Annotated in this window: 23 protein-coding genes; 6 read left to right on the top strand and 17 right to left on the bottom strand. The window is 55.1% G+C overall.

Going from position 1 to position 24,533, the window contains the following annotated elements; genetic code table 11:
• The first annotated feature begins 81 nt into the window (after positions 1 to 81).
• The gene (gene proC / locus EQV24_RS11260; protein WP_013095814.1) at positions 82 to 891 is read left to right on the top strand and encodes a pyrroline-5-carboxylate reductase; all 810 of its coding nucleotides are present in this window, start codon (positions 82 to 84) and stop codon (positions 889 to 891) included.
• 17 nt (positions 892 to 908) lie between these two features.
• Here proC and adrA read toward each other — a convergent pair whose 3' ends face one another.
• The 5 genes from adrA to EQV24_RS11285 form a co-directional block, all read right to left on the bottom strand.
• Positions 909 to 2,012: a diguanylate cyclase AdrA gene (adrA, locus tag EQV24_RS11265; RefSeq protein ID WP_130626586.1), complete on the bottom strand. Its 1,104-nt coding sequence runs from the start codon at positions 2,010 to 2,012 to the stop codon at positions 909 to 911.
• 103 nt (positions 2,013 to 2,115) lie between these two features.
• A complete protein-coding gene (gene psiF / locus EQV24_RS11270) occupies positions 2,116 to 2,436 on the bottom strand; it encodes a phosphate starvation-inducible protein PsiF (RefSeq protein ID WP_013095812.1) in 321 nt (106 codons plus the stop codon).
• Between the two features lie 292 nt (positions 2,437 to 2,728).
• A complete protein-coding gene (gene iraP, locus EQV24_RS11275; protein ID WP_013095810.1) occupies positions 2,729 to 2,989 on the bottom strand; it encodes an anti-adapter protein IraP in 261 nt (86 codons plus the stop codon).
• 211 nt (positions 2,990 to 3,200) lie between these two features.
• On the bottom strand, positions 3,201 to 4,415 hold the full coding sequence (locus EQV24_RS11280) for a multidrug efflux MFS transporter (RefSeq protein WP_013095809.1): 1,215 nt from the start codon (positions 4,413 to 4,415) through the stop codon (positions 3,201 to 3,203).
• Between the two features lie 169 nt (positions 4,416 to 4,584).
• Entirely contained in the window at positions 4,585 to 5,268 is a 684-nt protein-coding gene (locus tag EQV24_RS11285; protein WP_058682040.1) for an extensin family protein, read from the bottom strand.
• 102 nt (positions 5,269 to 5,370) lie between these two features.
• Between EQV24_RS11285 and ddlA the strand changes: the two genes are divergently transcribed.
• Positions 5,371 to 6,471, top strand: a complete 1,101-nt coding sequence (ddlA, locus tag EQV24_RS11290; RefSeq protein ID WP_130626587.1) for a D-alanine--D-alanine ligase — start codon at positions 5,371 to 5,373, stop codon at positions 6,469 to 6,471.
• Here ddlA and EQV24_RS11295 read toward each other — a convergent pair.
• The gene (locus EQV24_RS11295; protein ID WP_038418781.1) at positions 6,468 to 6,704 is read right to left on the bottom strand and encodes a DUF2754 domain-containing protein; all 237 of its coding nucleotides are present in this window, start codon (positions 6,702 to 6,704) and stop codon (positions 6,468 to 6,470) included. The genes ddlA and EQV24_RS11295 overlap by 4 nt on opposite strands.
• A gap of 247 nt (positions 6,705 to 6,951) precedes the next feature.
• Here EQV24_RS11295 and EQV24_RS11300 point away from each other — a divergent pair, with 247 nt between their 5' ends.
• Positions 6,952 to 7,254 carry a DUF2755 family protein gene (locus EQV24_RS11300; protein WP_130626588.1) on the top strand — a complete coding sequence of 101 codons (303 nt, stop codon included), beginning with the start codon at positions 6,952 to 6,954 and terminating at the stop codon, positions 7,252 to 7,254.
• On the opposite strand, the gene EQV24_RS11305 is transcribed toward EQV24_RS11300, so the two are convergent.
• The 3 genes from EQV24_RS11305 to EQV24_RS11315 form a co-directional block, all read right to left on the bottom strand.
• A complete protein-coding gene (locus tag EQV24_RS11305; protein ID WP_130626589.1) occupies positions 7,251 to 8,348 on the bottom strand; it encodes a DUF1615 domain-containing protein in 1,098 nt (365 codons plus the stop codon). The genes EQV24_RS11300 and EQV24_RS11305 overlap by 4 nt on opposite strands.
• Positions 8,349 to 8,362: 14 nt before the next feature.
• Positions 8,363 to 9,583 carry a peptide antibiotic transporter SbmA gene (gene sbmA, locus EQV24_RS11310; RefSeq protein WP_130626590.1) on the bottom strand — a complete coding sequence of 407 codons (1,221 nt, stop codon included), beginning with the start codon at positions 9,581 to 9,583 and terminating at the stop codon, positions 8,363 to 8,365.
• A 115-nt stretch (positions 9,584 to 9,698) separates the two neighbouring features.
• Entirely contained in the window at positions 9,699 to 10,232 is a 534-nt protein-coding gene (locus tag EQV24_RS11315) for an isochorismatase family protein (protein ID WP_130626591.1), read from the bottom strand.
• Positions 10,233 to 10,436: 204 nt separating this feature from the next.
• Here EQV24_RS11315 and ampH point away from each other — a divergent pair, with 204 nt between their 5' ends.
• Complete coding sequence (ampH, locus tag EQV24_RS11320; RefSeq protein WP_013095801.1) at positions 10,437 to 11,603, top strand: D-alanyl-D-alanine-carboxypeptidase/endopeptidase AmpH; 1,167 nt, start codon at positions 10,437 to 10,439, stop codon at positions 11,601 to 11,603.
• Here ampH and EQV24_RS11325 read toward each other — a convergent pair.
• Together EQV24_RS11325 and EQV24_RS11330 are read right to left on the bottom strand one after the other, a co-directional pair.
• Positions 11,600 to 12,223 (bottom strand): helix-turn-helix domain-containing protein, encoded by a 624-nt coding sequence (locus EQV24_RS11325; RefSeq protein ID WP_013095800.1) that lies wholly within the window; start codon positions 12,221 to 12,223, stop codon positions 11,600 to 11,602. The genes ampH and EQV24_RS11325 overlap by 4 nt on opposite strands.
• A gap of 87 nt (positions 12,224 to 12,310) precedes the next feature.
• Positions 12,311 to 15,085, bottom strand: coding sequence for an autotransporter outer membrane beta-barrel domain-containing protein (locus EQV24_RS11330; protein WP_130626592.1), 2,775 nt, complete (start codon positions 15,083 to 15,085; stop codon positions 12,311 to 12,313).
• Positions 15,086 to 15,536: 451 nt separating this feature from the next.
• On the opposite strand from EQV24_RS11330, the gene hemB reads away from it, so the two are divergent.
• Both hemB and EQV24_RS11340 read left to right on the top strand, forming a co-directional pair.
• The gene (gene hemB / locus EQV24_RS11335) at positions 15,537 to 16,511 is read left to right on the top strand and encodes a porphobilinogen synthase (protein ID WP_013095798.1); all 975 of its coding nucleotides are present in this window, start codon (positions 15,537 to 15,539) and stop codon (positions 16,509 to 16,511) included.
• 127 nt (positions 16,512 to 16,638) lie between these two features.
• Positions 16,639 to 18,339 carry a lysophospholipid acyltransferase family protein gene (locus tag EQV24_RS11340; protein WP_038418777.1) on the top strand — a complete coding sequence of 567 codons (1,701 nt, stop codon included), beginning with the start codon at positions 16,639 to 16,641 and terminating at the stop codon, positions 18,337 to 18,339.
• 105 nt (positions 18,340 to 18,444) lie between these two features.
• On the opposite strand, the gene tauD is transcribed toward EQV24_RS11340, so the two are convergent.
• The 6 genes from tauD to mmuP all read right to left on the bottom strand — a co-directional run bounded on the left by tauD (position 18,445) and on the right by mmuP (position 24,351).
• A complete protein-coding gene (gene tauD / locus EQV24_RS11345; RefSeq protein ID WP_130626593.1) occupies positions 18,445 to 19,293 on the bottom strand; it encodes a taurine dioxygenase in 849 nt (282 codons plus the stop codon).
• Positions 19,290 to 20,117 (bottom strand): taurine ABC transporter permease TauC, encoded by an 828-nt coding sequence (tauC, locus tag EQV24_RS11350; RefSeq protein WP_020686348.1) that lies wholly within the window; start codon positions 20,115 to 20,117, stop codon positions 19,290 to 19,292. Before tauC ends, tauD begins: the two co-directional genes overlap by 4 nt.
• A complete protein-coding gene (gene tauB, locus EQV24_RS11355) occupies positions 20,114 to 20,881 on the bottom strand; it encodes a taurine ABC transporter ATP-binding subunit (protein WP_045901747.1) in 768 nt (255 codons plus the stop codon). Before tauB ends, tauC begins: the two co-directional genes overlap by 4 nt.
• A gap of 10 nt (positions 20,882 to 20,891) precedes the next feature.
• Positions 20,892 to 21,854, bottom strand: a complete 963-nt coding sequence (tauA, locus tag EQV24_RS11360) for a taurine ABC transporter substrate-binding protein (RefSeq protein WP_130626594.1) — start codon at positions 21,852 to 21,854, stop codon at positions 20,892 to 20,894.
• A gap of 177 nt (positions 21,855 to 22,031) precedes the next feature.
• The gene (mmuM, locus tag EQV24_RS11370; RefSeq protein ID WP_058661759.1) at positions 22,032 to 22,964 is read right to left on the bottom strand and encodes a homocysteine S-methyltransferase; all 933 of its coding nucleotides are present in this window, start codon (positions 22,962 to 22,964) and stop codon (positions 22,032 to 22,034) included.
• Positions 22,951 to 24,351, bottom strand: a complete 1,401-nt coding sequence (gene mmuP / locus EQV24_RS11375; RefSeq protein ID WP_013095772.1) for an S-methylmethionine permease — start codon at positions 24,349 to 24,351, stop codon at positions 22,951 to 22,953. Before mmuP ends, mmuM begins: the two co-directional genes overlap by 14 nt.
• Between the last annotated feature and the right edge of the window lie 182 nt (positions 24,352 to 24,533).

Below are 24,533 nucleotides of genomic sequence, written 5' to 3' on the forward strand. Positions count from 1 at the left end.
GATACTGGCGACTATTGTCGCCTGCATTTCGTTGTTAAGCTATCAATCAGAGAAAACAACGCATAACGACGGAGAAACGTGATGGATAAGAAAATCGGGTTTATTGGCTGCGGTAACATGGGCAAAGCCATCCTGGGTGGCCTGATCGCCAGCGGGCAGGTCCTGCCGGGTCAGATTTGGGTCTATACACCATCACCGGATAAAGTCGCGGCGTTACGTGATGAGTATGGTATTAACGCAGCCGAAAGCGCGCAGGAAGTGGCCCAGGTCGCCGATATCGTCTTTGGGGCGGTTAAACCGAATATCATGATCAAAGTCCTGAGCGAGATCACCTCCAGCCTGAATAAAGACACGCTGGTGGTGTCGATTGCCGCAGGCGTGACGCTCGATCAGCTGGCCCGTGCACTGGGTCATGACCGTAAAATTGTTCGCGCAATGCCCAATACCCCTTCGCTGGTCAACGCCGGGATGACCTCCATCACCCCTAACGCGCTGGTGACCACGGAAGATGTGGCCGATGTGCTGAACATTTTCCGCTGCTTCGGCGAAGCGGAAGTGATTGCCGAATCGATGATCCATCCGGTTGTGGGCGTGAGTGGCTCTGCTCCTGCGTATGTCTTCATGTTCCTGGAAGCGATGGCGGATGCTGCGGTGCTTGGCGGTATGCCACGTGCGCAGGCCTATAAATTTGCCGCACAGGCGGTGATGGGCTCAGCCAAAATGGTGCTGGAAACCGGTAAGCATCCAGGGGAACTGAAAGATATGGTCTGCTCGCCTGGCGGTACCACCATCGAAGCGGTGCGGGTGCTGGAAGAGCGCGGGTTCCGTGCGGCGGTCATTGAAGCGATGGCGAAATGCATGGAAAAGTCAGAGAAGCTGAGTAAGTCCTGACCAAACTAAGCCGGACGTCAGGCGGCCACCTCGGTACGTCCGCGTCCGGCATTTTTGGCTTTATAAAGCGCGATATCTGCCGCTTTTAACCATTCGCGGTAGTGGGCAAACTGTGTTCCCCACGGCGCAACCCCCACGCTGATGCGAAGCCGTTCGTTCGGGGCGCAGGGTAACGACAGTTTTTTCAGCCGCTCGTGGACGCGGGACATCGCCGCAATTGCACTTTCTGCCGGGGTGCCGGACATGATGATCGCGAACTCATCGCCACCGAAACGGCCAATATAATCCCCGGCCCGCAGCGTCAGCTGCAGTTGACGAGTGATAGCAATGATCGCTTCATCGCCCACATCATGTCCCCAGGTATCATTGATGCTCTTGAAGTGATCGATATCGATGAGCAGGATCGTGGTCTGACCATGATCCCGTCGGCACTTTTCATACTCCATCCGCAGCAACGTTTCCCAGTGGCGCCGGTTATAAACGCCCGTCATGCCATCGCGGGTACTCATCAGCTCAAGTTTTCGCTTATTTTCCGCCAGGCGAATGGCCGTCTGATGGCTCACCCAGGCAAAAAGTATTGGGTAGACCATCAAGACCGGCAGCGTCAGCCACCACTCCAGCGATCCGGAAGAGAGCACCACAACATTTCCGGTTAGCTTCAGCGTCACGACAGCGGATAACGTGGTTATGGCAATGCCTGCGAGAAACAGGCGACAGCCGCCGGATCCCATCATATTCATGCCCATCATCATAACCAGCGCAGCCGATGGCAGAGCGTTCACGCCCATCAGGCCAATCCAGATGCCGGTAAAAATAGCGTCGATCTTCAGATTGAAGATTTCACATTGATGAGGTTGAGATGAACGGCAGGTGAACTGCCAGGCAAGATGCGGCCAGATAAAAACCCAGCTCACCAGTAATAACCACCAGCCGCCGGGCAGAAAATGCGTGACCAGCACACCGGCAACAGGAAAAAACATCGCCGCCAGACCCACAATCCGCCCCAGCCGGACGCGCCGGGCAAAGCGTATGCCGGTACGGTGCGCGTCATCCTGAGAAAGGTTTTGAAGCCACTCTTCCCCGATACGCTCTTTATTGTAAAAGTTTTCGTCGTTCATCATATTTTGGGAATATTCTGAAACATTTTCCCAAATTATAGAGAGGGGGGATGCGGAGAAAGTATGAAATTTCGGGTGAGTCACCGTAAGGACTCACCCGATAGGACTATGCCTGTTTCTTCAGACAACCACTCATAAACTTGCTGCGATCGTCGCCTTTCAGCATTTGTTGCGTGGCCTGAGCGTTACATTCACGCATTTTTTGCTGCTGCGGCGTCAGGCTTTTTTCATCTGGTTTGGATGCACCATTTTTGAGGCAATCGCTCATATATGTCTTACGGGCATCCCCTTTCAGCGCTTTTGCTGTCGCCTGTTGGTTGCAGGTTGTCATACGCTGCTGTTGAGGTGTTAAGGTTTTCTCTTCCGCATGCGCTGAGGCGATCAGGCACAGGCCGGAAAACAGGGTAACCAGTATTGTTGTTTTCATTGCACCATCCTTTATGTGAAGTTCCACATTAAGTCTGGTTCGTTGCGGGAAAAAAACCACCCTGCGACAATGATTTTCTTCGGGTTTATGCATTATTTCATCTCTGACGCGGCACGCTGTTGATTACCCGGTTTCGCCTGATGCGTTAGGGTATTTAATAGCAAGAGGCATGCGATGAAATAGATGCTCTGTTTAAATTCTTTTCTCCCAGAGCGAAGGCCAAAAATAAAAACAGAGCGACGACAGGCATCCTGCATGACCATTCTATGACAGGCCATTCTCTTTCAGCAGGCTAGCTGCGAGGATGCCTTAATAGCTTCTTTACGTATTGCTGAAGCATCTCCGCATCTTCAGCGGGGACCAGCGAATCGGGGCGAGCCTTGTCCAGTGCGCTTTCTACATTATCGATTAACGCCTGTTGCTGCGGTTGTGTCATTTGTCGGAGCAACGCCGTAACGACAATTTCCAGCGCCTCTACCTGGGCGACCAGTTCTTTTGACTCTTCTTCCTTTTGTGCAAGCTTGACCAGCAACTCAGCAATGAGATTTTTCATCGTGCTATTTCCTTATGCGTTTTTTCTGAACTTAGCATTCAGAATGAATAATGCAAAGAGGAGAAAAGTATTATCTTATGCAAAAGTGATGCTGCTGCCAAAATAAAGATGAATGGCAAGCAGCGAAACGTTTTTCTCTTTAGAAAAAGCCGCATTTAGTTATATAAAAATGCGGCAACCATAAGAATATATAATACATTACGGCAAATGATTAACGCGCTGCTCTCGCCTGCTCTAATTGGCGACGGCGTCTCAGCGCAATCGCCAGCTGGATAATATTGATCAACACCACAATCGCCGTGGCCGCAAATACCCAACGAAAACCGGCCATCGCCGAAACGGATGCGCCAATAAGCGGACCGGCAACGTTACCCAAATACATAAATGACTGGTTATAGCCAAAAATACGCCCTGTCACCTGGTCACTTGAATATTTCACCAGCAAGGTCTGCACCGCAGGTAACATGGCGCCATCGGCAAAGCCGAGCAGGAATCGCAGCACGCCGAGCTGAAGCGGTGAGGTGACGAACGACATCGCAAAAAAGAGCACCACGGCAAAAATCAGCGTGGCCATCAAGATACGCGCCGTACCGATCCTGTCGCCCAGTTTTCCCAGCCGCGGCGCAGAGATTAACGCCGATACGCCCGGCACGGCAGCAATCATCCCGCTGAGAAACGCAATATTGCTGCTGTCTGGCTCCATTGATTTTATAAACAGCGCCAGAATCGGGCCTACCGAACCGTTACAGAGCTGGATCACCATGGTGGTTACGAACAGGCTTATCATCAGCCCGGGATACGGCAGCGAGGCGAAGACCGCTTTGCCGCTCAGGCGTTCGGATTTACTGACCACCGGACGTCCCCCCTCCTTGATCAGAAACAGCGTCACCAGAAAACTGATCACCAGCAGGATAGCAGTAATGAAGAAGACGGCGCGCAACCCTACGTGGTCGGCCAGAAAGCCGCCTAACAACGGGCCGCCGATAACGCCACTGATCTGTGCGGTGGAGAGCGTACTCAACGCCCAGCCGCTACGTTCACGCGGCACCTGTGAAGCGACCAGCGCCATGGCGTTCGGAATATAGCCGGATGTCAGCCCCATGATCGCCCGCAGGATAAACAGCTGCCAGACGTTAGTGGCAAAGGCCTGCAGCAGGATGGCTATTGCCATTCCCAGCGAAGCGCGCAGCAGCATCAGTTTGCGCCCTTTTCGATCCGCCAGGCTCCCCCACATGGGTGACACAATGGCGGAAACCAGAAACGTCACGCTGAACGTCAGCCCCGACCACATGGAGAGGGCTTCATGCGAGGTCACACCCAGCTGCGAGACGTACAGCGGCAGAAAGGGCAAAATCTGGCTGATGGCCAGCCCGGTGAAGAAACACCCGAACCAGACCGAGATGAGGTTAACTTTCCAGGATTCCATAAAAGAAATAGTCTTCATTTTTAGGCAAATGCGCCGACAGATTAGCAAGTTACCGGCATCTACGCCGTGCCAGAGATGCGCCCTTGCTGACTTTGGTGTTTTATCTTCCCAGTCATCATATTTGTGAAATATGTCACAAATCATCCAATTTCTGACGGAAGATTATGCTTTAGCGGCAGAGTCCAAAGCCGCGCATTCCCAGATGGAAATGGTTGGCGTGCGCCGCGTTATACTCCGGCCCCAGGCCGTTCCCGTAGTAGCCGCAGCTCGCCGTCAGCAGCGCCTGTAGCCACGGCTGCGTTTTGGTCGATCTCCAGCCGTGCAGAATGGTGACTCGTTCACCGTTCGCCAGCCGAAACGCGCTGATATCCAGCGCCTCTGCCGTGGCATGTTCGCTGCGTCTTGCATCAGGGCGGTGGTAAATATTGCGACAGGCGTAGCTGCCCAGGTGCTCAATGCGCACCAGCTCGCTCCCGGTCCAGGTTCTGGTGAGTGGCCGGGCCTGCTGGCTGACAAACAGTGCAGAACTCAGCGCCAGCGGGCAGCTGGCAAGAAAGCTGCTGTTCAGGCTGACCGGTCCGAAGTCACGCACGCGCACCACGTTGTGAAGGGGGCATGCTCCGGCGCTGTCGGCGACAGGCTGTGTGCGAATAAGGGCCTTCTGATTGGCCTGCGATAACAGGCTGGCACACGCCTCGGGGGTAAGGCGCCGCAGTTTGTACTGAGTGATTGGGCCTGGCGGGTCGTCAAGCGAGAGCGGCGTAAAAGGGTTGTAGTGAGACGGCAACCAGCGGTAACCCACCGTTGCGACTGCCACCAGAATGAAAACGATCAGCAACGTTTTGCCTTTCACACTCCCCCCTCTTTACTCCCAAAACATTATGGCAGAAGGTCGCGAAACCCGCAGGGCATCGTGGTATGTTATTGGCTTTTCGTCAGACTGGAAGAGAGTAAGATGGCAAAGCAGCGCGTAGGTATTGTCTTTGGGGGAAAATCAGCGGAGCACGAGGTTTCATTGCAGTCGGCAAAAAATATTGTCGATGCGATTGATAAAAACCGTTTCGACGTAGTGCTGCTGGGCATTGATAAACAGGGCCAGTGGCATGTGAACGATGCGAGCCAGTATCTGTTAAACGCCAACGATCCGGCACATATCGCCCTTAATCCTTCTGAAATCAGCGTCGCCACCGTCCCTGGCGTAGTGAAGGGACAACTTATCGACGCCGGTAATGCACAGGCTCTTGCTCAGATTGACGTCGTGTTCCCAATCGTCCACGGCACGCTGGGCGAAGATGGTTCGCTGCAGGGTATGCTGCGCATGGCGAACCTGCCGTTTGTCGGCTCCGATGTGCTGGGCTCCGCCGCCTGTATGGATAAAGACGTCACCAAACGCCTGCTGCGCGATGCCGGGCTGAACGTTGCCCCGTTCGTGACGCTCACCCGCACCAACCGCGATAAATACACCTTCAGCCAGATTTCCGCCCAGTTGGGTCTGCCGCTGTTCGTGAAGCCTGCGAACCAGGGCTCCTCCGTTGGCGTCAGCAAAGTGACAAGCGAAGCGCAGTTCACCGAAGCCGTTCGTCTGGCTTTTGAGTTTGACCACAAAGTCGTGGTTGAGCAGGGTATCAAGGGCCGTGAAATTGAGTGCGCGGTGCTGGGCAATGATTTCCCACAGGCAAGCACCTGCGGTGAAGTGGTGTTAAACAGCGATTTCTACTCTTACGACACCAAATACATTGATGATAAAGGCGCTCAGGTCGTCGTGCCGGCAAATATCGATCCGGCCATCAACGATAAGATCCGGGCGATCGCCATCAACGCCTGGCAGGCTCTTGGCTGCTGCGGCATGGCGCGTGTGGATGTGTTCCTAACGCCAGATAATGAGGTGGTGATTAATGAAATCAACACCCTGCCGGGCTTTACCAACATCAGCATGTATCCAAAACTGTGGCAGGCCAGCGGTCTGGGTTACTCTGAGCTGATCACCCGTCTGATCGAACTGGCGCTGGAGCGTCATGCCGCTGACAGCGCACTCAAAAGTTCAGTAAACGGTTAATCGGTTCTTTTCACCGTCTCCGCCTCATCCGCTGTCGCCTCTTCCGGGCGACGGCGGATAATTAACCCAGCCAGCCAGAAACTGATCACCCAGGTCACCAGCCCGACAGCATAGGTTTGCCATCCTTTGGCTTCAAACCCCAGCAGCCCCACGACACCGTTAAGAATAAAGATCAGCCCGATAGCAAAGGCGTAGTAGTGCCAGTCACGGCGTAGTTTGGACGTGAGCTTCATAACAACTCCGGCAGGAAAAAAAGACATCCTCTCACAGTTTTACGATCGGGTCTGTGGCAGATGCGGAAAATCTGAAACACGACGCAATTTCAGTTAAGTAATGAATTTGTGATGTGCTGCAGAAATCGACAATCCAGGAGAATTCCGCAGGGGAAATTACCACGATTCTGATATTGACAAATGCTATGACCTGTCAAACTCACCGTGTGCGAAGCGTATTAACAGAGTGATATTTCCGGAGGTCTTTATGGCTGACTTTACATTGTCGAAACCGATTTTTGGCGGCACACCACCAAAAACCTCCACTGCGGGTAATATTGCGTATGCCCTGTTTGTCCTGTTCTGCTTCTGGGCAGGCTCACAGCTTCTCAACATGCTGGTTAACGCGCCTGGCGTCTATGAACATCTGATGCAGGTGCAGGATAACGGACGCCCGCGGGTTGAGATTGGTTTGGGTGTGAGCACCTTGTTTGGCCTTGTCCCTTTCCTCGCGGGTTGTCTGATTCTCGGTGTTGTCGCGTTAGTCGTACGCCTGCGTCGTCGCCATTAACGTCCCATGCAACGAGCCCGACGATCGTCGACGCGTTTGGCGAACCATGCCGTTGTCAGATTACGCGTGATTTTCGGGCTTTCCAGTTGAATACCCGGCAGGATTGCCCGCGGTAACGCTTTTCCACTCTTCTTCTCGGCCAGCGTGAAAACCTTTTTGTAGAGATCCGTCTTCTCGAACGCCAGGCTATCCCCTTTCTCCAGCTGACGGCGAATGTCGCTATCGCTCATGCCAAGCGTTGCTGACAGTTTGCGCACCGCCAGTTCCGTTGTCCCCGCCTTGCTGCTGCCGTAGGCGATGAGATCGCCGTCCAGCGCCAGTTTCACCCCGCTGGCACGGCTGACCGCACTCTGAAACGCCGCGTTTCGGCTGGCATACCAGCCCGCGTTAAAGTCAGCAAAACGGTACAACGGCTCGCTGTAGCTCGCCGGATAGTTCAGCAGATGGTACGTGCCAAACCACAGTCCGCCACGCAGGGAGAAGACTTCCTGGCGCACCGTCCCGTCGATTTTCCACGGATAGCCGTCCGTATGCTGCTCGGCAAACGCAATGCTGACTTGCATCGGGCCGCCGGTATGCACCGGATTAAGCGAGCCGAACAGTTTCTGCCCCATCGGCACCATATTGATGAAATCATCAAAAATGGCGCTGAGCTGTTTCTCGGTTTTCACCGTGTCCAGCCGATCGCTATAGCTTTTGCCGTTTGGCGAGGTAATTTTAAGGGCGGTATGCACCAGGAACACAGGGATATGCATCGATTCCGCGCGACGGTCGATCTCTTTCCAGGCAATTTTGTTCAGCCCCGGCACCACCGGGTCTGACTGGTACATCGACTCCTGCTGCGCCACTGCCAGCACCGAGCAGATATTCTCCTCGGTAGGGGCAATTTTCTGACTTTCAAAGGTCTTCGCTAATGCCTCGGCCCACGCATTGCGGTCTTTCACCGTAGAGGGCATTTTTTGCCGCACCACGCTCGCCACATCTACAGGTTTCTCACCTTTTTTAAGCGGGACGGCCCCTTTTTCGGCACACCCCGCCAGCACGAGTGCGGCGAGTAAAGAGAGCGATAATGTACGCGGTACGGCAAAAGACATAGCAATTCCCTGTTTTAGCTAAATGTATTGGTGACTTCCTGCAGATCCCGATCGTCCAGCTCGCGTTCAAAGCTGCGCAGACGTTTGTAAATGGACATCAGTTCCACCAGCGTGGTCCAGGAGCTAATCAGATACTGGAACGACCCGCGAACCTGACCAAATACGTTGGTGATCTGTGTCATCAGACCCAGCGTTATCGTACCCGCAACAATGGACGGGAACAGCAGGAACAAACCGAAAACGTTATCCACCTGCAGATACAAAATGCGCGCAATGTTGAAGTACATATAGTGGAAGTAAAGACGGAAATAGTTGCGACGCACGGCGCCAAACAGTTCACGTACGGTTGGCGGCGAGGCGCGGTTGGCGTCATCTTCACCATACACCAGCTCTTTACGATACGCCGCTTCAACGCGCTGATTTTTAAACTCCAGCCCAGGCAGCTTGATCCCCACCACGGCCAGCAACCCCGTTCCCATTAATGACCAGACAATAGCGGCAATCACCAGGCCATACGGCAGATGACCAACAATCGGCAGGTCCGGCACGTGCGCCGAGAGCGTCACCAGAACCGGCAGGAAGGCAATCAGGGTCATAATGGCATTGATAAAGCTCACGCCCATGTCTTCAAGGGTCGAGGCGAAACGCATGGTGTCTTCCTGCACACGCTGTGCGGCGCCTTCGATATGACGCAGGTGTTGCCAGTGCGCCATATAATGTTCGTTCATCGCGGTACGCCAGCGGAAGACGTAGTGGCTGACAAAGAAATTGTTCATGACGCCAATCACCACCGCAATAAGGGCAATACCGAGGAAGATGCCAACTTCATGGTAGAACTGATTGATAGTCACCTTATGCGGTGAACTCAGCGCACTCTGGATCAGATCGTAGAACGGGGCATACCAGGCGTTAACCGCCACCCCCACTTCCACCAGAAACCAGGTGACAAAGATGATCAGCGACGTGCCCAGAATCGACCAGTACTGCCAGCGATGTGGCGAATAGACAAACCAGAACAGGGCAAAAAGCCCTACGCAGACAATGTAGTAGGCATAAAACAGCAGATAGCTCAGCGACCAGAAACGCGCCGCGCTAATGGGAACCTCGCCCGTCGCGCCCGTGATACGCGTCAACCACGCTCCGCCGCCGGCCTGCCAGAAAATGACAGCGATCAGTGCCCAAATAAATGCCGACAGGAAAAATGGCCCCGGCTTTGGGAAAAAAGACTTAAACATGATACATCCTTCTTGTTGTTATGGCTGTTGCTGTGCTCAACACATCACCACACGAAAATCTTGTCTGGGCCAGGTGCCTGGCGCAGGCAAAAAGGTCAGACCCGAAGGTTTATTATTAGTTCGCTTTCCAGTTTTCAAGAATTGTTTCGGCGCGTTTCACCGCGGGCGGGTTTGCGGGCGCAATGAAGTTGCGCCAGACGTCGTTGTAGTGGTTAATCAGAATGCGGGCTTCGGCCGCCGGGCGATTCGCGGTGGTATGCGCATCCTCCGCCACGGTGATGTGGTAGCCCCGGCTGACGCCATTCTTGAACGTGGCATCGACACAGTAATCGGTGGCACAACCGCAGATGACAAACTCCCGGATCCCCTGCTCGCGGAGCAGCGTTTCAAGCGAGGTGTTATAGAACGCATCGCAGGCCGTCTTGGTCACGTAGAGGGCATCAGCAGGCTGATGCAGTTCAGGCAGCAAGGCAAACCCGTCACTGCCCTCTTCCAGACCGCCGGGCTCGGTATGCTGAATAAAAATCACCCGATCGGCTGCCTGCGTAAGCTGATTGATCAATGAAACACATTTTTCACGCTGATGACGAGGCGTTTCGAACACCCCCTGCTGCATATCGACAACCATAACCACACGCTTTCCGGACATACCCTTCTCAGCAAGATTGAGTAACACAGCCCTCTATCATAAGGCCGATGTCACAAAATGGGAGACTGACAGTAAGTAAATTCTTCTGATTTACTCGCAGTTACGTTTTTCTGGTTATCGTTATGTAATTCGGGGCATTGCACCGTACGGTTTAGTAGTATAAATACCCATTACTTTCCTCATTCACACTATGGATGCTTTTCGTTGAAACGTTGTCTGCTCTTTTTCGCCGCGCTGTGTGCGGTGAGCTTCTCAACCGCCCAGGCAGCCCAACCGCTGACGGCGCCCGTTCTGGCATCAGATATTGCCGATCGCTACGCGAACCTGATTTATTACGGCAGCGGCGCGACGGGAATGGCGATGGTCGTCATCGACGGTAATCAGCGCGTGTTTCGCAGTTTCGGTGAAACGCGTCCCGGTAATAATGTTCATCCGCAGCTGGATTCCGTCATCCGCATCGCGTCCCTGACCAAGCTGATGACCAGCGAAATGCTGGTGAAATTGCTGGACCAGGGCGTGGTGAAACTCGACGATCCGCTCAGCAAGTATGCTCCGCCGGGCGCACGTGTCCCGACGTATCAGGGAACGCCGATAAGGCTGGTCAACCTGGCAACGCATACCAGCGCCCTGCCTCGCGAGCAGCCAGGGGGTGCGGCGCATCGCGACGTTTTTGTCTGGCCAACGCGTGAACAGCGCTGGAACTACCTGAGCAAAGCCACGTTGAAGTCCGCGCCCGGTTCTCAGGCCTCTTACTCCAACCTGGCGTTTGACCTGCTGGCCGATGCGCTGTCGACGGCAGCGGGCAAACCGTATACGCAGCTGTTTGAAGAGCAGATCACGCGCCCGCTGGGCATGAAGGACACCACCTTCACCCCATCACCGGATCAGTGCCGCCGTCTGATGGTCGCCGAAAAAGGTGCCAGCCCGTGTAACAACACGCTGGCAGCCATCGGCAGCGGCGGGGTTTATTCCACCCCTGGCGACATGATGCGCTGGATGCAGCAGTTCCTTTCATCAGACTTCTACTCACGCAGCCATCAGGCCGACCGTATGCAGACGCTGATTTACCAGCGCAGCCAGTTGCACCGCGTGATCGGTATGGACGTGCCGGGCAAAGCCGACGCCCTCGGTCTGGGCTGGGTATATATGGCACCTAAAAATGGCCGTCCGGGCATTATTCAGAAAACGGGGGGGGGTGGAGGATTCATTACCTATATGGCAATGATCCCCCAGTCCAACGTGGGCGCTTTTGTGGTGGTCACACGCTCGCCAAATACCCGTTTCGTCAATATGAGCGATGGCATCAATAACTTAGTGGCTGAGCTCAGCGCCAATAAAGCCCAGGTGCTTACCGCCTCCGTCCAGCCTTAATATTCCGTGGGCAAACGGTTGATGCTAACCAGTTTGCCCCGGCTCATATTGATGTAGTTACCCTGTCGAAGCGCAGCGAGCACCTCTGCCACGACCGAACGCGAAATGCGCGTGCTTTGTTGAATATGATTCATCACACCAATTTTTGAGCGCAGGGTTTCATCCCATTCGGCCATATTCAGCAGCATGGCGCGGATTTGGTGATAGGAGTTATTTCCTACCAGTTGCCTGTCCCGCTTTTCCAGAATGGATTTAATCCAGGACAGCCAGCAGAAAGCTTCTTTCCAGAGAGAACTTTGCTGAATAAGCTGCAGAGAGGTCGAAGCAGGTAAATAAAAGCCTGTGCACGGATTTTTGGCAACGACCCGATATTCCTTGCTGTAATCAAGCATGCCTGCAGTCAGCCCCAGAATAAAGGGCGCAGTAGCAATGCCAATCAGCAACTCGTCTGAACGGCGATAGATTTCAATAACGCCGGTCTGTAATACAAAGGTGCTGGGTTCATCATTATCATCATTTGAAATAATCTGCTGGGGAGCAGATTTAAATGGGGTACTGGCTACTTTCAAACACTGTTCGAGCCGGCTTAATTCAGAAAGTGGTTTCGCATTAACTTTCATGCAGACCTCTGGACATCCGTATTTGTCGGTTCAATATTATTTTTTTTAGATGACAAAGCGGGGGATATATTCCCCCGCTTTTATACTTTACCAGGTATATTTCATACCCAAATTGGCGCCCCAGTTCTGGTCAACGTCACCGCCGCCCAGGTAAGTGGCATCCGTGTATGCACTGAAGTTTTTGGTGAAGCTGAACTGTGTGCCCAGACCCACACGCACCGCAGAGCCTTCAACGCCGTTATCAATGCTGTCGCCATTCAGGTTCGCATTGTTATCAGCATCGTCATACACATACGCCAGTTTGACGTATGGCGTCAGAGCCTGATCGCCGCCGTAGTTGAAGGTATACCCTGCGTCGACACCGAGTTCATAGCGCAGGCTGTCGTAAGACTGGCCATCAATTCGCATGTCATTGCTCAAGCGGTAGTCGTCACCCGACTGGAACAGCCCAGACACTGCCGCATAAGGCGTGACGTAGCCGGACAGGTTTGGTTTCCAGTCATAACCCAGTTTCATACCGAAACCAACCGCATCTGTCGTGGTATTACCGTCCACGTACTGACCGTTACTCATGGTCGCGGAGAGATCGTTATTGAAGCGGGTGTAGCTCAGGGAGCTGTCGAGGAAGACATCGTTGGCAAACTTCGCAGAGGCATAGATCATCGCCGTCTGGCTATCCTGATCAACCTGACCGGTACGATCGCTGATATCCCCCTTCGCGAAACCTGCCGCGCCACCCACGATCCACTTCGCGTTGTTACCGTCAATCTGCGTATCCAGACCAACCATAATCCCGCTTACGTCCTGATCGTAGCTGATAACGCCATTGTCAGCGTCAAAGTTGCCGCCGAAGTAGCTCACCCACGCCCCGCCGTTATCGGCCAGACCGTGACGGCTGTTAGTCAGACGGGTTCCAACGGTATCCTGCTGCAGATCCCAGATATTGGTATTCGCTGACGGAATGCTCAGCGCCATATTGGCATAGTCAGTCAGCGCTTTCTGCTGCAGAACAACCGTGTCACCCTTCTGCTGCGCCTGGTAGGTATAGGCACCTAAATCGGCTTTGTTTGCTGCCGTAAAGCGGGCCGCAGTGTCTGCGTTATTGTCATAAACGCGGATGATCTCTTTGTTTTTATAATCAGCAACAGAACCGGCGCCGGTCGCATCATCGATACGCACAGTGTAGTTACCTGCCACATCACCGTTCACCGCCAGATGACCGTCTGAGTTAAGCGCCACGACGCCATAGTCGTAATCTGCTTTGCTCTTGTCGTTGGTGATAAAGCGGGCGTTGTTCAGATCGCTGTTCAGCACGTAGTCACGGCTGGCAACGTTCAGCACACCGCCATCGGTCAGCACCATGTTGTGCGTGTCCACCTGACCCAGGCCCAGTGCCAGTTCCGCACCGTTGTCGACGGTGATGGTGTTGGCATACAGTTCAGCCGTTTCTTCCGTCAGCGCGGCACGGCTATAGCTGTCCAGATACAGGCTGTCTGTCGCCACTGCACCGCTGTCGCCAATATTCAGGGTAGAGGCGTTGGTCAGGGTGATGGAATCCGCCAGCAGGCCAGAGTTTTCAACATTGACCTGCGACTGGTTATTCACTGCCAGCGTGTCGATGTTAGACAGTTTGCGGGTATCCCACTCTGAACCGTTGTTCAGGGTGACGTTGAACAGACCGCTCTGGTATACCTCTTCACCTGCAACGTGACCGTTGGTGTCGTAGGTGGAATCAGGCCAGATGCTGTTTGGAGACAGGGTTCTCCAGTCAACACTGCTGTAACCCTCACCATACATCTGCGCGGTGCCGATCGCTTCAACGCTGGATTGTGCTGCGCCAACCCATTTGCTGCCGTTGGTCAGTGTGACATCCAGCTTATCGGTACCATCCCAGCCGTTGGTGGTTGGGTTATACACACCGTCTTCGGTGGTATCGGTTGCCGGGTCGCCATTCTCGTAGAAGTTATTGTCGAAGGTGCTGGAGAACAGGATATCGCCGGTAACGGTAGAGTGATCGAAGGTGGCGGTGGTTTGCATGGCGTTGTCAGACGCGCTGGCCGCGACGATCAGTGCCGCGTCATCTGCGCCGGTCGCGTTGGTTTCACCGTAGTCGCTCGGCTTCGCGGTTTGACCATAGAACCCGCTGGTACCCAGATCGCTGTATGCGCCGGAGGTCAAAACAGAGTCTTTGACCACCAGGGTGTTAGTAAAGACATTACTGCTATCCGCAACGCCTTCAACGCCGTCATACGGGGTATTGTCCAGCTCATGGTAACCCTGAGTCAGCGTGATACCTGCAACGTGGGAGTTGTTCTGGATAACAATATCCGATTCCACATCCAGCGTAATCGCATTACCCAGTCCATAGGTATCCAGATAGTGGGTTTCGGTGTTGTCACCATTCAGAACATCATACGCATAATGCTCATAGGTATCGTTAATGGTGGAGTGATCGACGGTCAGGCTAAAACGATCGTACTGCGTATGGGTCGTGCCGTCCGTATCAACCCCATCAGCACACGTGGTGGTCATGCACTTTGAGGTGATCATGCCATTAATGGTGCTGTTAGAAATGCTCAGCGCATTCGCTCTTCCATTGACACCATCGTCAAGGTAGTACGTCGAAATAACACCGTTCACCGTTGACTTATTAATCACCGGATAAATATCACCGTCGTGGGTGGCATCCGAGTAATCCCAGTCAGCGTAGCCATAATACCAGGGTGTTGATGCTGAATTATCATATCCGAAGGTATTATATGTGGCACCAGAAATATCTTTCGCATTGGCCTGAGAAGCGATAGCCAGGGTGCAGGCTAATGCAAGTTGTGATACAACCAGTTTCTTTTTCCATGTTTGCATTGGGTCATCCCTCCTCAGGGACGTAAGCAAGTTTGTCCATCAAATCATTTGGCAACATTGTATTGCGGAGGGAATTATGCATTTTCATTTCGAAAAGGTTCAATGAATGATTCCATTAAGTCCGTATACAGACTAATAACATGAAAAAAATGCAACGACATTAAAAATTATAAATAAACACTATAAAAACAGCGAATTAAAATCATCTGATATAAATATAGAAAATATAATAAAGAATAATAGATCATTATTAATGATATATTTACTTCAATTTAGAAATCGCACCAATATCTCGAGCGTGTGAAAAACAGGCTGACGTTGGTTATATATATTGACCATGTGAAACATCGCAAACCCCATTTCGCATTAACAAAAAGCCTACTTTCGTAAAACCCTCTCCTCCACTTTCATGTACACTAGCCTTCTTTGTTCCACAAACGTCAGGCATATCATGACCGATTTAATTGCTCGTCCCCGTCGTCTGCGCAAGTCACCTGCACTGCGCGCTATGTTTGAAGAGACAACACTGACCTTAAACGATCTGGTGTTGCCGATTTTTGTTGAAGAAGAGATCGATGACTACAAAGCCATCGACGCCATGCCAGGCGTGATGCGCATTCCGGAAAAATATCTGGCGCGTGAGATCGAACGTATCGCCAACGCGGGGATCCGCTCGGTGATGACCTTTGGCATCTCCCACCACACTGACGCTACCGGCAGCGATGCCTGGAAAGAGGACGGTCTGGTCGCCCGGATGTCGCGGATCTGCAAAGAGACCGTGCCGGAAATGATCGTCATGTCAGACACCTGTTTCTGTGAATATACCTCTCATGGCCACTGCGGTGTGCTGTGCGATCACGGTGTCGATAACGACGCCACTTTGCTGAATCTCGGCAAGCAGGCGGTGGTAGCTGCAGCAGCCGGTGCGGATTTCATCGCACCTTCCGCTGCCATGGACGGGCAGGTTCAGGCGATCCGCCAGGCGCTTGATGCGGCCGGATTCACCGATACCGCCATCATGTCCTACTCCACTAAGTTTGCCTCTTCGTTCTACGGTCCGTTCCGTGAAGCGGCCGGTACTGCGCTGAAGGGCGATCGCAAAACCTATCAGATGAACCCGCTGAACCGCCGTGAAGCCATCCGTGAATCGCTGCTGGATGAAGCCCAGGGCGCAGATTGCCTGATGGTGAAACCAGCTGGCGCATATCTGGATATTCTGCGCGACATTCGCGAGCGCACCGAGCTGCCGCTGGGTGCATACCAGGTGAGCGGCGAGTACGCGATGATCAAATTCGCCGCGCAGGCGGGTGCCATCGACGAAGAGAAAGTGATCCTGGAAAGCCTGGGCGCGATCAAACGTGCTGGCGCGGATCTGATCTTCAGCTACTTTGCGCTGGATCTGGCCGAGAAGAAAATTCTGCGTTAATCCGCTTTAGCGCCGGGTGGCGGCTTCGCCTTACCCGGCCTCCTCTCTGCGCTAATCTTCACCAAACTGCAATACAACCGACATCTCTCCCTTCTACTGTCTGAGCAAGACGGCAGGAGGAGTAACCATGTTTAGTCTCGATAGCGTTCTCGACGACCTTTGGCCTCAGGCGAGGCCTGCACCCTGGCAAAAAAGTCTGTTAAAAAGACTGTTCTACGAAGAAGAATTCCAGCAATTTGCCGCGACACACCGCCATCTGAAAGGCCTGGATATGGTGGAGCAGGTTCTGGAGCACCTCGATATACTCTGCACCGTTTCCGCTCGCGATCTCGAACAAATCCCTGAACATGGCCCGCTGGTCATTATTGCCAACCACCCAACCGGAACGCTGGACGGGCTGGCGCTGATGTATGCCGTTTCCCGTGTACGGCGCGATGTGAAAGTCGTCACTAACCGGATGCTGACCCACCTTGAACCGCTTAGCTCACTGTTTATTCCGGTGGACAACATGGGCGGCAGAACGGCAAAAACGTCCCTGATGCAGATGGAACAGCATCTGCAAAACGCAGGGGTGCTGATCTTCTTCCCGGCGGGAGAAGTGTCCCGTCCTACGCGCAAAGGGATCCGCGATAAAAAATGGCACCCCGGCTTTATTAAACTCGCCAGTAAGCTGCGCGTACCGCTGCTGCCGGTGCATATTCAGGCACACAACAGCCTGCTCTTTTATGCCAGCACGCTGGTGTCCCCCACCGTATCGATGCTCTTGCTGATGCAGCAGATGTTCCGCCGCCGCCACAGCCAGCTACCGATAAAGATCGGCCAGCAGATAGCCTGGCATCACTGGTATAGCACAACCCTTTCATCGCGTGAGATGGCCGAGCAGTGCCGTCAGCACGTGATACGTCTTGGCAAGGGAGTGCCTGGCGTCTTTAAAACCCAATGCGCCATTGCCCGTCCGGAAGACCGGGCCACGCTGAAGCGCGAGCTGGCCCAGGCCGAATGTCTGGGCAAAACCAGCGATGGCAAAACTATTTATCTGTGGCAACGCAACGGACAGGAAGAGGCTCCCCTGCTGCGCGAGCTGGGACGCCTGCGCGAGATCGCGTTTCGCGCCGTGGAGGAAGGGAGCGGTAAACGTCGGGACACCGACAGTTACGACGATGACTATCTGCACCTGATCCTGTGGGATGAAGACGATCTGGAGATCGTCGGCGCCTATCGCTTTATGCCCACTGCCAGACAGGTCGAGCAACGCGGTCTGGAAGGGCTTTATAGCTACAGTCTGTTTCACTACGACGATAAAATGCAGGACGTGCTGGAACACGGTATTGAACTGGGGCGCAGCTTTATTCAACCGCGCTACTGGGGTCGTCGCGGTCTGGACTATCTGTGGTCCGGTATTGGTGCCTATCTGGCACGTTATCCGCACTACCGCTACCTCTTTGGCCCGGTCTCGATTTCCGGTGGCTTACCGCCTGCCGCACGGGATCTGCTGGTGGCGTTTTACCGCCTCTGGTTCCCGGCGACACATCCCTTAGCCGCGTCACGTCAGCCTTATCCGGCCTCCCTGCCGGACGTGCTGGCGCAGTTTGGCGGGGTCGATTACGTGGATGACCTGACGAAGCTGAAATCCCTGCTCGGTAATCTGGGGTGCGGTATTCCACCGCTCTACAAACAGTATTCCGAGCTGTGTGAACCCGGCGGCGTGCAGTTTATCGATTTTGGCAGCGACCCGGCGTTCAACAACTGCATCGACGGGCTGGTGCTGGTGGACTTGTGCTACCTCAAGGCAAACCGCTATCAGCGGTATATTGAGGCGCACCTTTAAATGTGCGGTTTTTTGTAGGCCGGGTAAGCGCAGCGCCACCCGGCAAGAACGGTGCACAATTGCCGGGTGGCGGCTACGCCTTACCCGGCCTACGGGTGCGATGGTTCAAGGACGGTAGAACGGCTTATCTCCCAAAATTGTCGCCCGCTGCATAATCCGACGCTGTGGCAGATAATCCGCATTCGCATAGTGCTGCGTCACGCGGTTATCCCAGATCGCCAGATCGTTCTCCTGCCAGCGCCAGCGCACCTGAAACTCCGGTTTGGTGATATGCGCAAACAGGAAACGTAACAGCGCCTCGCTCTCTTTTTCCGTCACGTCCACAATCCGCGTCGTGAATCCCTCATTCACAAACAGCGCCTGCTTGCCGGTTACCGGATGGGTGCGCACGACCGGATGCAGCAGCGGCGGATGTTTCGCAACCGCCTCCTGCCAGCGCTGATGCTCCGCTTCTGTTTTGCGATACTTGTACTCCTGGAACGATTTTTTGAAGTCATGCTCCGCCCGCAGGCCGCTCAGCAGGGTACGGAAGGGTGCGGATAGCGCCTCAAAGGCCGCAATGCCGCTGGCCCACAGCGTATCGCCGCCCGTCTCCGGCAGCAGCTTCGCCGAAAGTATCGCCCCTGCAGGTGGCGTCTCGATAAACGTCACATCCGTGTGCCAGTTGTCGTTGTCCGGCGGGTTATCGTTATGCGTGTCGAGCACAATAATCTCCTCCACCCCTTCCGCATGCGGATAAACCGGATGGATATGCAGATCGCCAAAGCGCAGTGCCAGGGCGCGCTGCTGCTGCGGGGTGATTGCCTGTTCGCGCAGGAATACCACCTGATGGCGCAGCACCGCATGATAAAGCTGCTCAAACTGGTTATCGCTCAGCGGACGGGTCACATCCAGGCCCGACACCTGCGCACCGATATATGTCCCCAGCGGGGTAATGGTCAGACGTTCACTCATTGTATTTCTCCATGCCAGGGCGTCAGACGACGCTGCAGCGCACGCAGCCCCAGTTCTAATCCAAAGGCGATCACGGCGATAACCGCAATCCCGGCCAGTACCACGTCAGTCGCCAGAAACTCCCCCGCCGACTGCACCATAAACCCTAACCCTCGGGTGGCGGCGATCAGCTCTGCCGCCACCAGCGTTGACCAGCCCACGCCAAGGCCGATGCGTAATCCGGTTAAAATCTCCGGCAGTGCGCCCGGTAAAATCACGAACAGCAGCACCTGTGTCCGGCTGGCTCCCAGCGATTGCGCCGCGCGGATCCGCACCTGCTGGGCGCTTTTGACGCCCGCCAGAGCCGACATGGCAACCGGGGCGAAAATCGCCAGATAAATCAGCAGGATTTTTGACGTTTCACCGATGCCGAACCAGATCACCATCAGCGGCAGATAGGCCAGCGGCGGCACCGGACGGTAAAGCTCAATCAGCGGGTCGAGGATGCCGCGCACCGTCGGGCTTAAGCCCATCGCGATCCCGACCGGAATGCCGATTATCACCGCCGCCAGTAGCGCCACCAGAATGCGCGCCAGGCTTGCACCTAAGTGCTGCCAGAGCGTAGCGTCCATAAAGCCCTGCGGCCCGGCAATGGTGATGAGTTTTGCCAGCACCTGCCCCGGCGGCGGCAGAAACAGCGGGCTGATCCATGCCTGCGCGGCAACCAGCCACCACACCGCCAGCAGCACCAGCAGCGTGCCGACACTGAGTGTTATCTGGCGCGAGAAAGGCCAGCGTAAGGCCGGGCGCGCGCGTCGCGTTTTCTCGCTGAAGACGATGCTCATGAGAAGGCCTCCCGTTGTTCAAACACACGGCTTAAGACGTATTCACGCTGTTCGATAAACCGCGGATCGGATTTGATGCTGCGCACCGGCTCCCCCGCGACATAGCGACGGGCAAACTCAAGCGGCAGCCGCTCCAGCACGCGCCCCGGGCCAGGGGACAACAGCACCAGCTCGGTCGCCATAAACACCGCCTCTTCGATATCGTGGGTGATCAGCAGCACCTGTTTACCCGTTTCATGCCACAGGCGTAAAAGCAGGGTTTGCATCTGCTCGCGGGTAAAGGCATCCAGCGCCCCGAACGGCTCATCCAGCAGCAAAAGCTGCGGATTGGCCGCCAGCGCGCGGGCAATACCAACCCGCTGACGCTGGCCGCCGGAAAGCTGCCAGATAAACCGTTTTTCAGCCCCTTCAAGACCGACCTTTTTGAGCATGTCCCGTGCTGTTGCCAGCCGTTGCTCGCGGCTTACGCCCGCCAGTTGCAACCCAAACGCCACGTTTTCCTGCACGTTGCGCCAGGGAAGCAGACCTTCGTTCTGAAAGACCACCCCGCGCTCAGCACCCGGGCCCTTCACTTTTTTCCCTTCCAGTTGAATGGAGCCATGCTGATATGGCACAAACCCGGCAATCAGATTCAGCAGCGTGGTTTTCCCGCACCCGGACGGGCCAAGCACAACCAGCAGCTCACCGCTCTCCAGCGTCAGGTTGATGTTCTCCAGGGCCGGTTTGCCACCGTAATCAGCAGACAGATTTGTAATAGTCAGCATCGCAGCCCCCTTATTTCACAAAGCGATCGGTCACGTACTGGCTGTAGTCCGCCGCCACCGCCGTCACTTTGCCCTGCTCTTTCAGGAACGTGGCGGTATCGACAATCGCTTTGTTTACCGGCCCGGTCAGCTGTTGTACCTGCTGGGCAGGCGTGAGATAGGTATTACCTTTCACCAGCCCCGGAACGTCCGCTTGCGGCACGCCGCTCAGACGGGACAGTTTTTCGAGATTGGCAGGCTGCTTCAGCCATGCATCCGGGTTGCTGATATAGGGCTGCTGAGCGTCGAGGGCGCTTTTGGCAAAGGCCTTCACGACCTCAGGATGTTTCTCGGCAAAATCTTTGCGCACCACCCACACGTCAAGCGTTGGCGCGCCCCACTGGCCCACTTTTTCGGAGTCGGTCAGCACGGTGCCGTCTTTTTCCAGCTCATTGACGGCCGGTGCCCAGACGTATGCGCCATCAATATCGCCGCGCTGCCAGGCCGCAATAATCGCCGGTGGCTGCAGATTAATGATCTGCACCTGGCCTGGCTGGATGCCCCAGTGTTTCAGCGCCGCCAGCAGGCTGTAGTGAGTGGTCGAAATGAACGGCACGGCGATGCGCTTGCCGATCAGGTCTTCCGGTTTGGTGATGTTTTTCTTCACCACCAGTGCTTCGGAGTTGCCCAGCTGTGAAGCGAGGAGGAAAACTTCAATCGGCACCTGCTGGCTGGCCGCTACCGCCAGCGGGCTGGAGCCGATGTTACCAATCTGCACGTCGCCGGACGCAAGCGCACGCGCCACGGCCGCCCCGCTGTCGAACTTACGCCAGTCGACGTTTGCGCCGCTCTCTTTGGCAAAGGTGTTATCCGCCTGCGCGACTTTCGCAGGCTCTGCGGAGGTCTGATACGCAACGGTGACGTCCACCGCCTGCGCCTGAAATGCCCACAGCGCCAGCGCGCCGAGTAATGTAATTCGCGATGTAATTGCCATCCTGTCTGCTCCCCTTGTTGTTATGAGGGCAGTATTTCCGGCGCGGGAATTTTGATAAAGGAATTAAAACGAATCGCTAATAACGATTCGTTTTTAGAAAAAAAGCGGGAAAGGATAGTTGGTTTTGTGCGGTTGTTTTTTTCCCTCTCCCTGTGGGAGAGGGTCAGGGTGAGGGCATTAGCGCTGCGCGTTAAGCTCAGCAATATCTTTCGGCGTGGTGCGACAGCATCCACCGATTAATCTGGCACCGGCCTCCAGCCACTGGGGCAAATACCCCGCCAGCGTCTCGCACGCTTCACCGTGATGGTGCCAGGTTTTGGTCACCGCATCATAATGCTCGCCCGAGTTCGGATAGACCACCAGCGGCAGTGCCGTCAGGCTGTGCAGGTGTTTCAGCGCCGCGGTAGTGTTTTCCAGCGCGATACAGTTGATGCCTAGCGCCACGACCTGCGAATTATCTTTCAGGGCCGCGACAACTTCCCGCAGCGGTGTCCCGTCGCTCAGGTGCTCGCTGTCGCGCAGGGTAAACGAGAACCATGCCCGGGCGCGGGGATACTCAGCCACAAGTGCTGCCAGCGCCTTGATCTCCTCAAAGGAAGGCAGCGTTTCGCAAGCCAGCAGATCCGCCCCCGCATCCAGCAACGCCTCAATGCGCGGACGATGAAATGCAGTAAACTCTTCGGCGCGACGCACATAATCTCCGCGATACTCAGAGCCATCCGCCAGATAGGCGCCATACGGCCCAACGGACCCCGCCACCAGCAGCGTGCCCGCATGCGGATTTTCCGCCAGATACGCTTCACGCGCCTTACGCGCCAGCTCCACGCTTTTGCCGATCAACGCGCGGGACTGCGCCTCATCCAGACCGCGCGCCGCAAAGCCCGCAGGCGTGGCCTGATAGCTGGCGGTGATCGCCACCTGCGCACCCGCACGGTAGTAGTCGAGGTGGACTTCACGGATAAGCTCCGGGTTTTCCATCAATACTTTGGCAGACCAGAGGTTGTCTGCAAGGTTGCACCCGCGCGCTTCCAGTTCAGTTGCCATTGCGCCATCCAGCACCACAAACGGCTGCTTTTCAAGGAGGGCGGTAAGCGGATTATTCTGCGACATGTTCAGGCTCCTGCGATGTCAGGTTTCGGGTCAGGTAGTAGGCACCATAACACAGGGCGACGAACGGCAGGCCACAATAAAGGGCAATGCGCTGGCTCGGATCAAACCACAGGCCGATACATGCCACCACGCAGAGGATAAACCCGAGCACCGGCACCAGCGGATACCACGGCGCGCGATAGTGCAGAGCAGACAGCGGCTGTCCGGACTGCAGATGACGACGGCGGAAGACAAAGTGCGACGCGCAGATGCTGATCCACACCGCCACCACCGCAAAACCAGAAATGGCCGACAGCGCCACAAACACCGTGTCCGGCGCAACCACGCTTGAGAAGAGCGCCAGCACGCCACCGAGCATGGAAACGGAGAGCGCCGTCAGCGGCACGCCGTTTTTATTGACGCGGGCAAAGCAGCGCGGCAGCGTTTTCTCGTTAGAAAGCGACCACAGCATGCGCCCTGAGGCGTACAAGCCGGAGTTTGCCGCCGAGAGGATCGCGGTCAAAATCACAAAGTTAAAGATATCTGCCGCATACGGGATCCCGACTTTTTCAAACACCAGCACAAACGGGCTCTTTTCCACCCCGGCCTGCTGCATCGGGATCAGCGCCGCCAGCACAAACACGGTGCCGATAAAGAAGATGATCAACCGGGCAATGGTCGCGCGGATCGCCACCGGAATAACCTTATGCGGGTTTTCCGTTTCGCCCGCCGCAATGCCGATAAGCTCGGTGCCGGAGAAGGCAAAGTTCACCGCCACCATGGTCATCAGGATCGGCAGGCCACCATGCGGGAACCAGCCTTCAGCGGTAATGTTGCTCAGACCCGGCGCAGGCGAACCGTCCTGCATCGGAATAAAGCCAAAGATCGCCGCGCCGCCAAGAATAATAAAGGCGATGATGGTGATAACTTTCACCAGCGAGAACCAGAATTCGCCCTCGGCAAAGAAACGCGTGGAGATAACGTTAAGGCCAAAAATCACCACGCAGAAGACCACGCACCATACCCAGACGGGCACCTGTGGGAACCAGTACTGCATACAGAACCCGGCGGCGGTAAAGCTCGACCCTAGTGCCACCGTCCAGGTGAGCCAGTACAGCCACGCCACGGTATAGCCCGTCGCCGGGCCGAGGTAACGAGCGGCATAGACGTGAAACGCGCCGGTTTCCGGCATCGCCACCGACAGTTCGCCCAGACACTGCATCACCAGCCAGACTACCAGTGCGCCAATGAGATAGGCCAGCAGCGTGCCTGCGGCCCCGGTTGTCGAAATGATATAACCGGTATTAAAGAATAACCCTGTGCCAATCACGCCACCCAGCGAGAGCATAATCAGGTGGCGTGTTTTCATGGTGCGCTTTAGCTGCCCATTTTCTTGTTGTGTTTGCATATTACCTTCTATACGTATGGACATCTAAACATCCAAAGAAGGTGTGTTATACCGCGATTAACATAAAAAAGCTAGACGACCAGACGCAACCGGGCGCGTCGCGCACTGAGTCGGGGATGGGTTGTGAGGATCACATACAGAATCGGACGCCAGGCCATAAGCACCTCCGCAAGCAGATACTT

This window comes from Enterobacter sp. A8, from assembly GCF_004296595.1.
GTDB lineage: Bacteria > Pseudomonadota > Gammaproteobacteria > Enterobacterales > Enterobacteriaceae > Enterobacter > Enterobacter cloacae.

What these genes read in the sequence shown, in the direction of transcription:
- tauA (WP_130626594.1), bottom strand. Translation starts at nt 21,854, where the DNA reads ATGGCAATTACATCGCGAATTACATTACTCGGCGCGCTGGCGCTGTGG.
- tauB (WP_045901747.1), bottom strand. Translation starts at nt 20,881, where the DNA reads ATGCTGACTATTACAAATCTGTCTGCTGATTACGGTGGCAAACCGGCC.
- proC (WP_013095814.1), top strand. Translation starts at nt 82, where the DNA reads ATGGATAAGAAAATCGGGTTTATTGGCTGCGGTAACATGGGCAAAGCC.
- tauD (WP_130626593.1), bottom strand. Translation starts at nt 19,293, where the DNA reads ATGAGTGAACGTCTGACCATTACCCCGCTGGGGACATATATCGGTGCG.
- sbmA (WP_130626590.1), bottom strand. Translation starts at nt 9,583, where the DNA reads ATGTTTAAGTCTTTTTTCCCAAAGCCGGGGCCATTTTTCCTGTCGGCA.
- EQV24_RS11295 (WP_038418781.1), bottom strand. Translation starts at nt 6,704, where the DNA reads ATGAAGCTCACGTCCAAACTACGCCGTGACTGGCACTACTACGCCTTT.
- adrA (WP_130626586.1), bottom strand. Translation starts at nt 2,012, where the DNA reads ATGATGAACGACGAAAACTTTTACAATAAAGAGCGTATCGGGGAAGAG.
- EQV24_RS11340 (WP_038418777.1), top strand. Translation starts at nt 16,639, where the DNA reads ATGTTTAGTCTCGATAGCGTTCTCGACGACCTTTGGCCTCAGGCGAGG.
- EQV24_RS11300 (WP_130626588.1), top strand. Translation starts at nt 6,952, where the DNA reads ATGGCTGACTTTACATTGTCGAAACCGATTTTTGGCGGCACACCACCA.
- mmuP (WP_013095772.1), bottom strand. Translation starts at nt 24,351, where the DNA reads ATGCAAACACAACAAGAAAATGGGCAGCTAAAGCGCACCATGAAAACA.
- psiF (WP_013095812.1), bottom strand. Translation starts at nt 2,436, where the DNA reads ATGAAAACAACAATACTGGTTACCCTGTTTTCCGGCCTGTGCCTGATC.
- mmuM (WP_058661759.1), bottom strand. Translation starts at nt 22,964, where the DNA reads ATGTCGCAGAATAATCCGCTTACCGCCCTCCTTGAAAAGCAGCCGTTT.
- EQV24_RS11325 (WP_013095800.1), bottom strand. Translation starts at nt 12,223, where the DNA reads ATGAAAGTTAATGCGAAACCACTTTCTGAATTAAGCCGGCTCGAACAG.
- ddlA (WP_130626587.1), top strand. Translation starts at nt 5,371, where the DNA reads ATGGCAAAGCAGCGCGTAGGTATTGTCTTTGGGGGAAAATCAGCGGAG.
- EQV24_RS11280 (WP_013095809.1), bottom strand. Translation starts at nt 4,415, where the DNA reads ATGGAATCCTGGAAAGTTAACCTCATCTCGGTCTGGTTCGGGTGTTTC.
- tauC (WP_020686348.1), bottom strand. Translation starts at nt 20,117, where the DNA reads ATGAGCATCGTCTTCAGCGAGAAAACGCGACGCGCGCGCCCGGCCTTA.
- hemB (WP_013095798.1), top strand. Translation starts at nt 15,537, where the DNA reads ATGACCGATTTAATTGCTCGTCCCCGTCGTCTGCGCAAGTCACCTGCA.
- EQV24_RS11305 (WP_130626589.1), bottom strand. Translation starts at nt 8,348, where the DNA reads ATGTCTTTTGCCGTACCGCGTACATTATCGCTCTCTTTACTCGCCGCA.
- EQV24_RS11330 (WP_130626592.1), bottom strand. Translation starts at nt 15,085, where the DNA reads ATGCAAACATGGAAAAAGAAACTGGTTGTATCACAACTTGCATTAGCC.
- EQV24_RS11315 (WP_130626591.1), bottom strand. Translation starts at nt 10,232, where the DNA reads ATGTCCGGAAAGCGTGTGGTTATGGTTGTCGATATGCAGCAGGGGGTG.
- iraP (WP_013095810.1), bottom strand. Translation starts at nt 2,989, where the DNA reads ATGAAAAATCTCATTGCTGAGTTGCTGGTCAAGCTTGCACAAAAGGAA.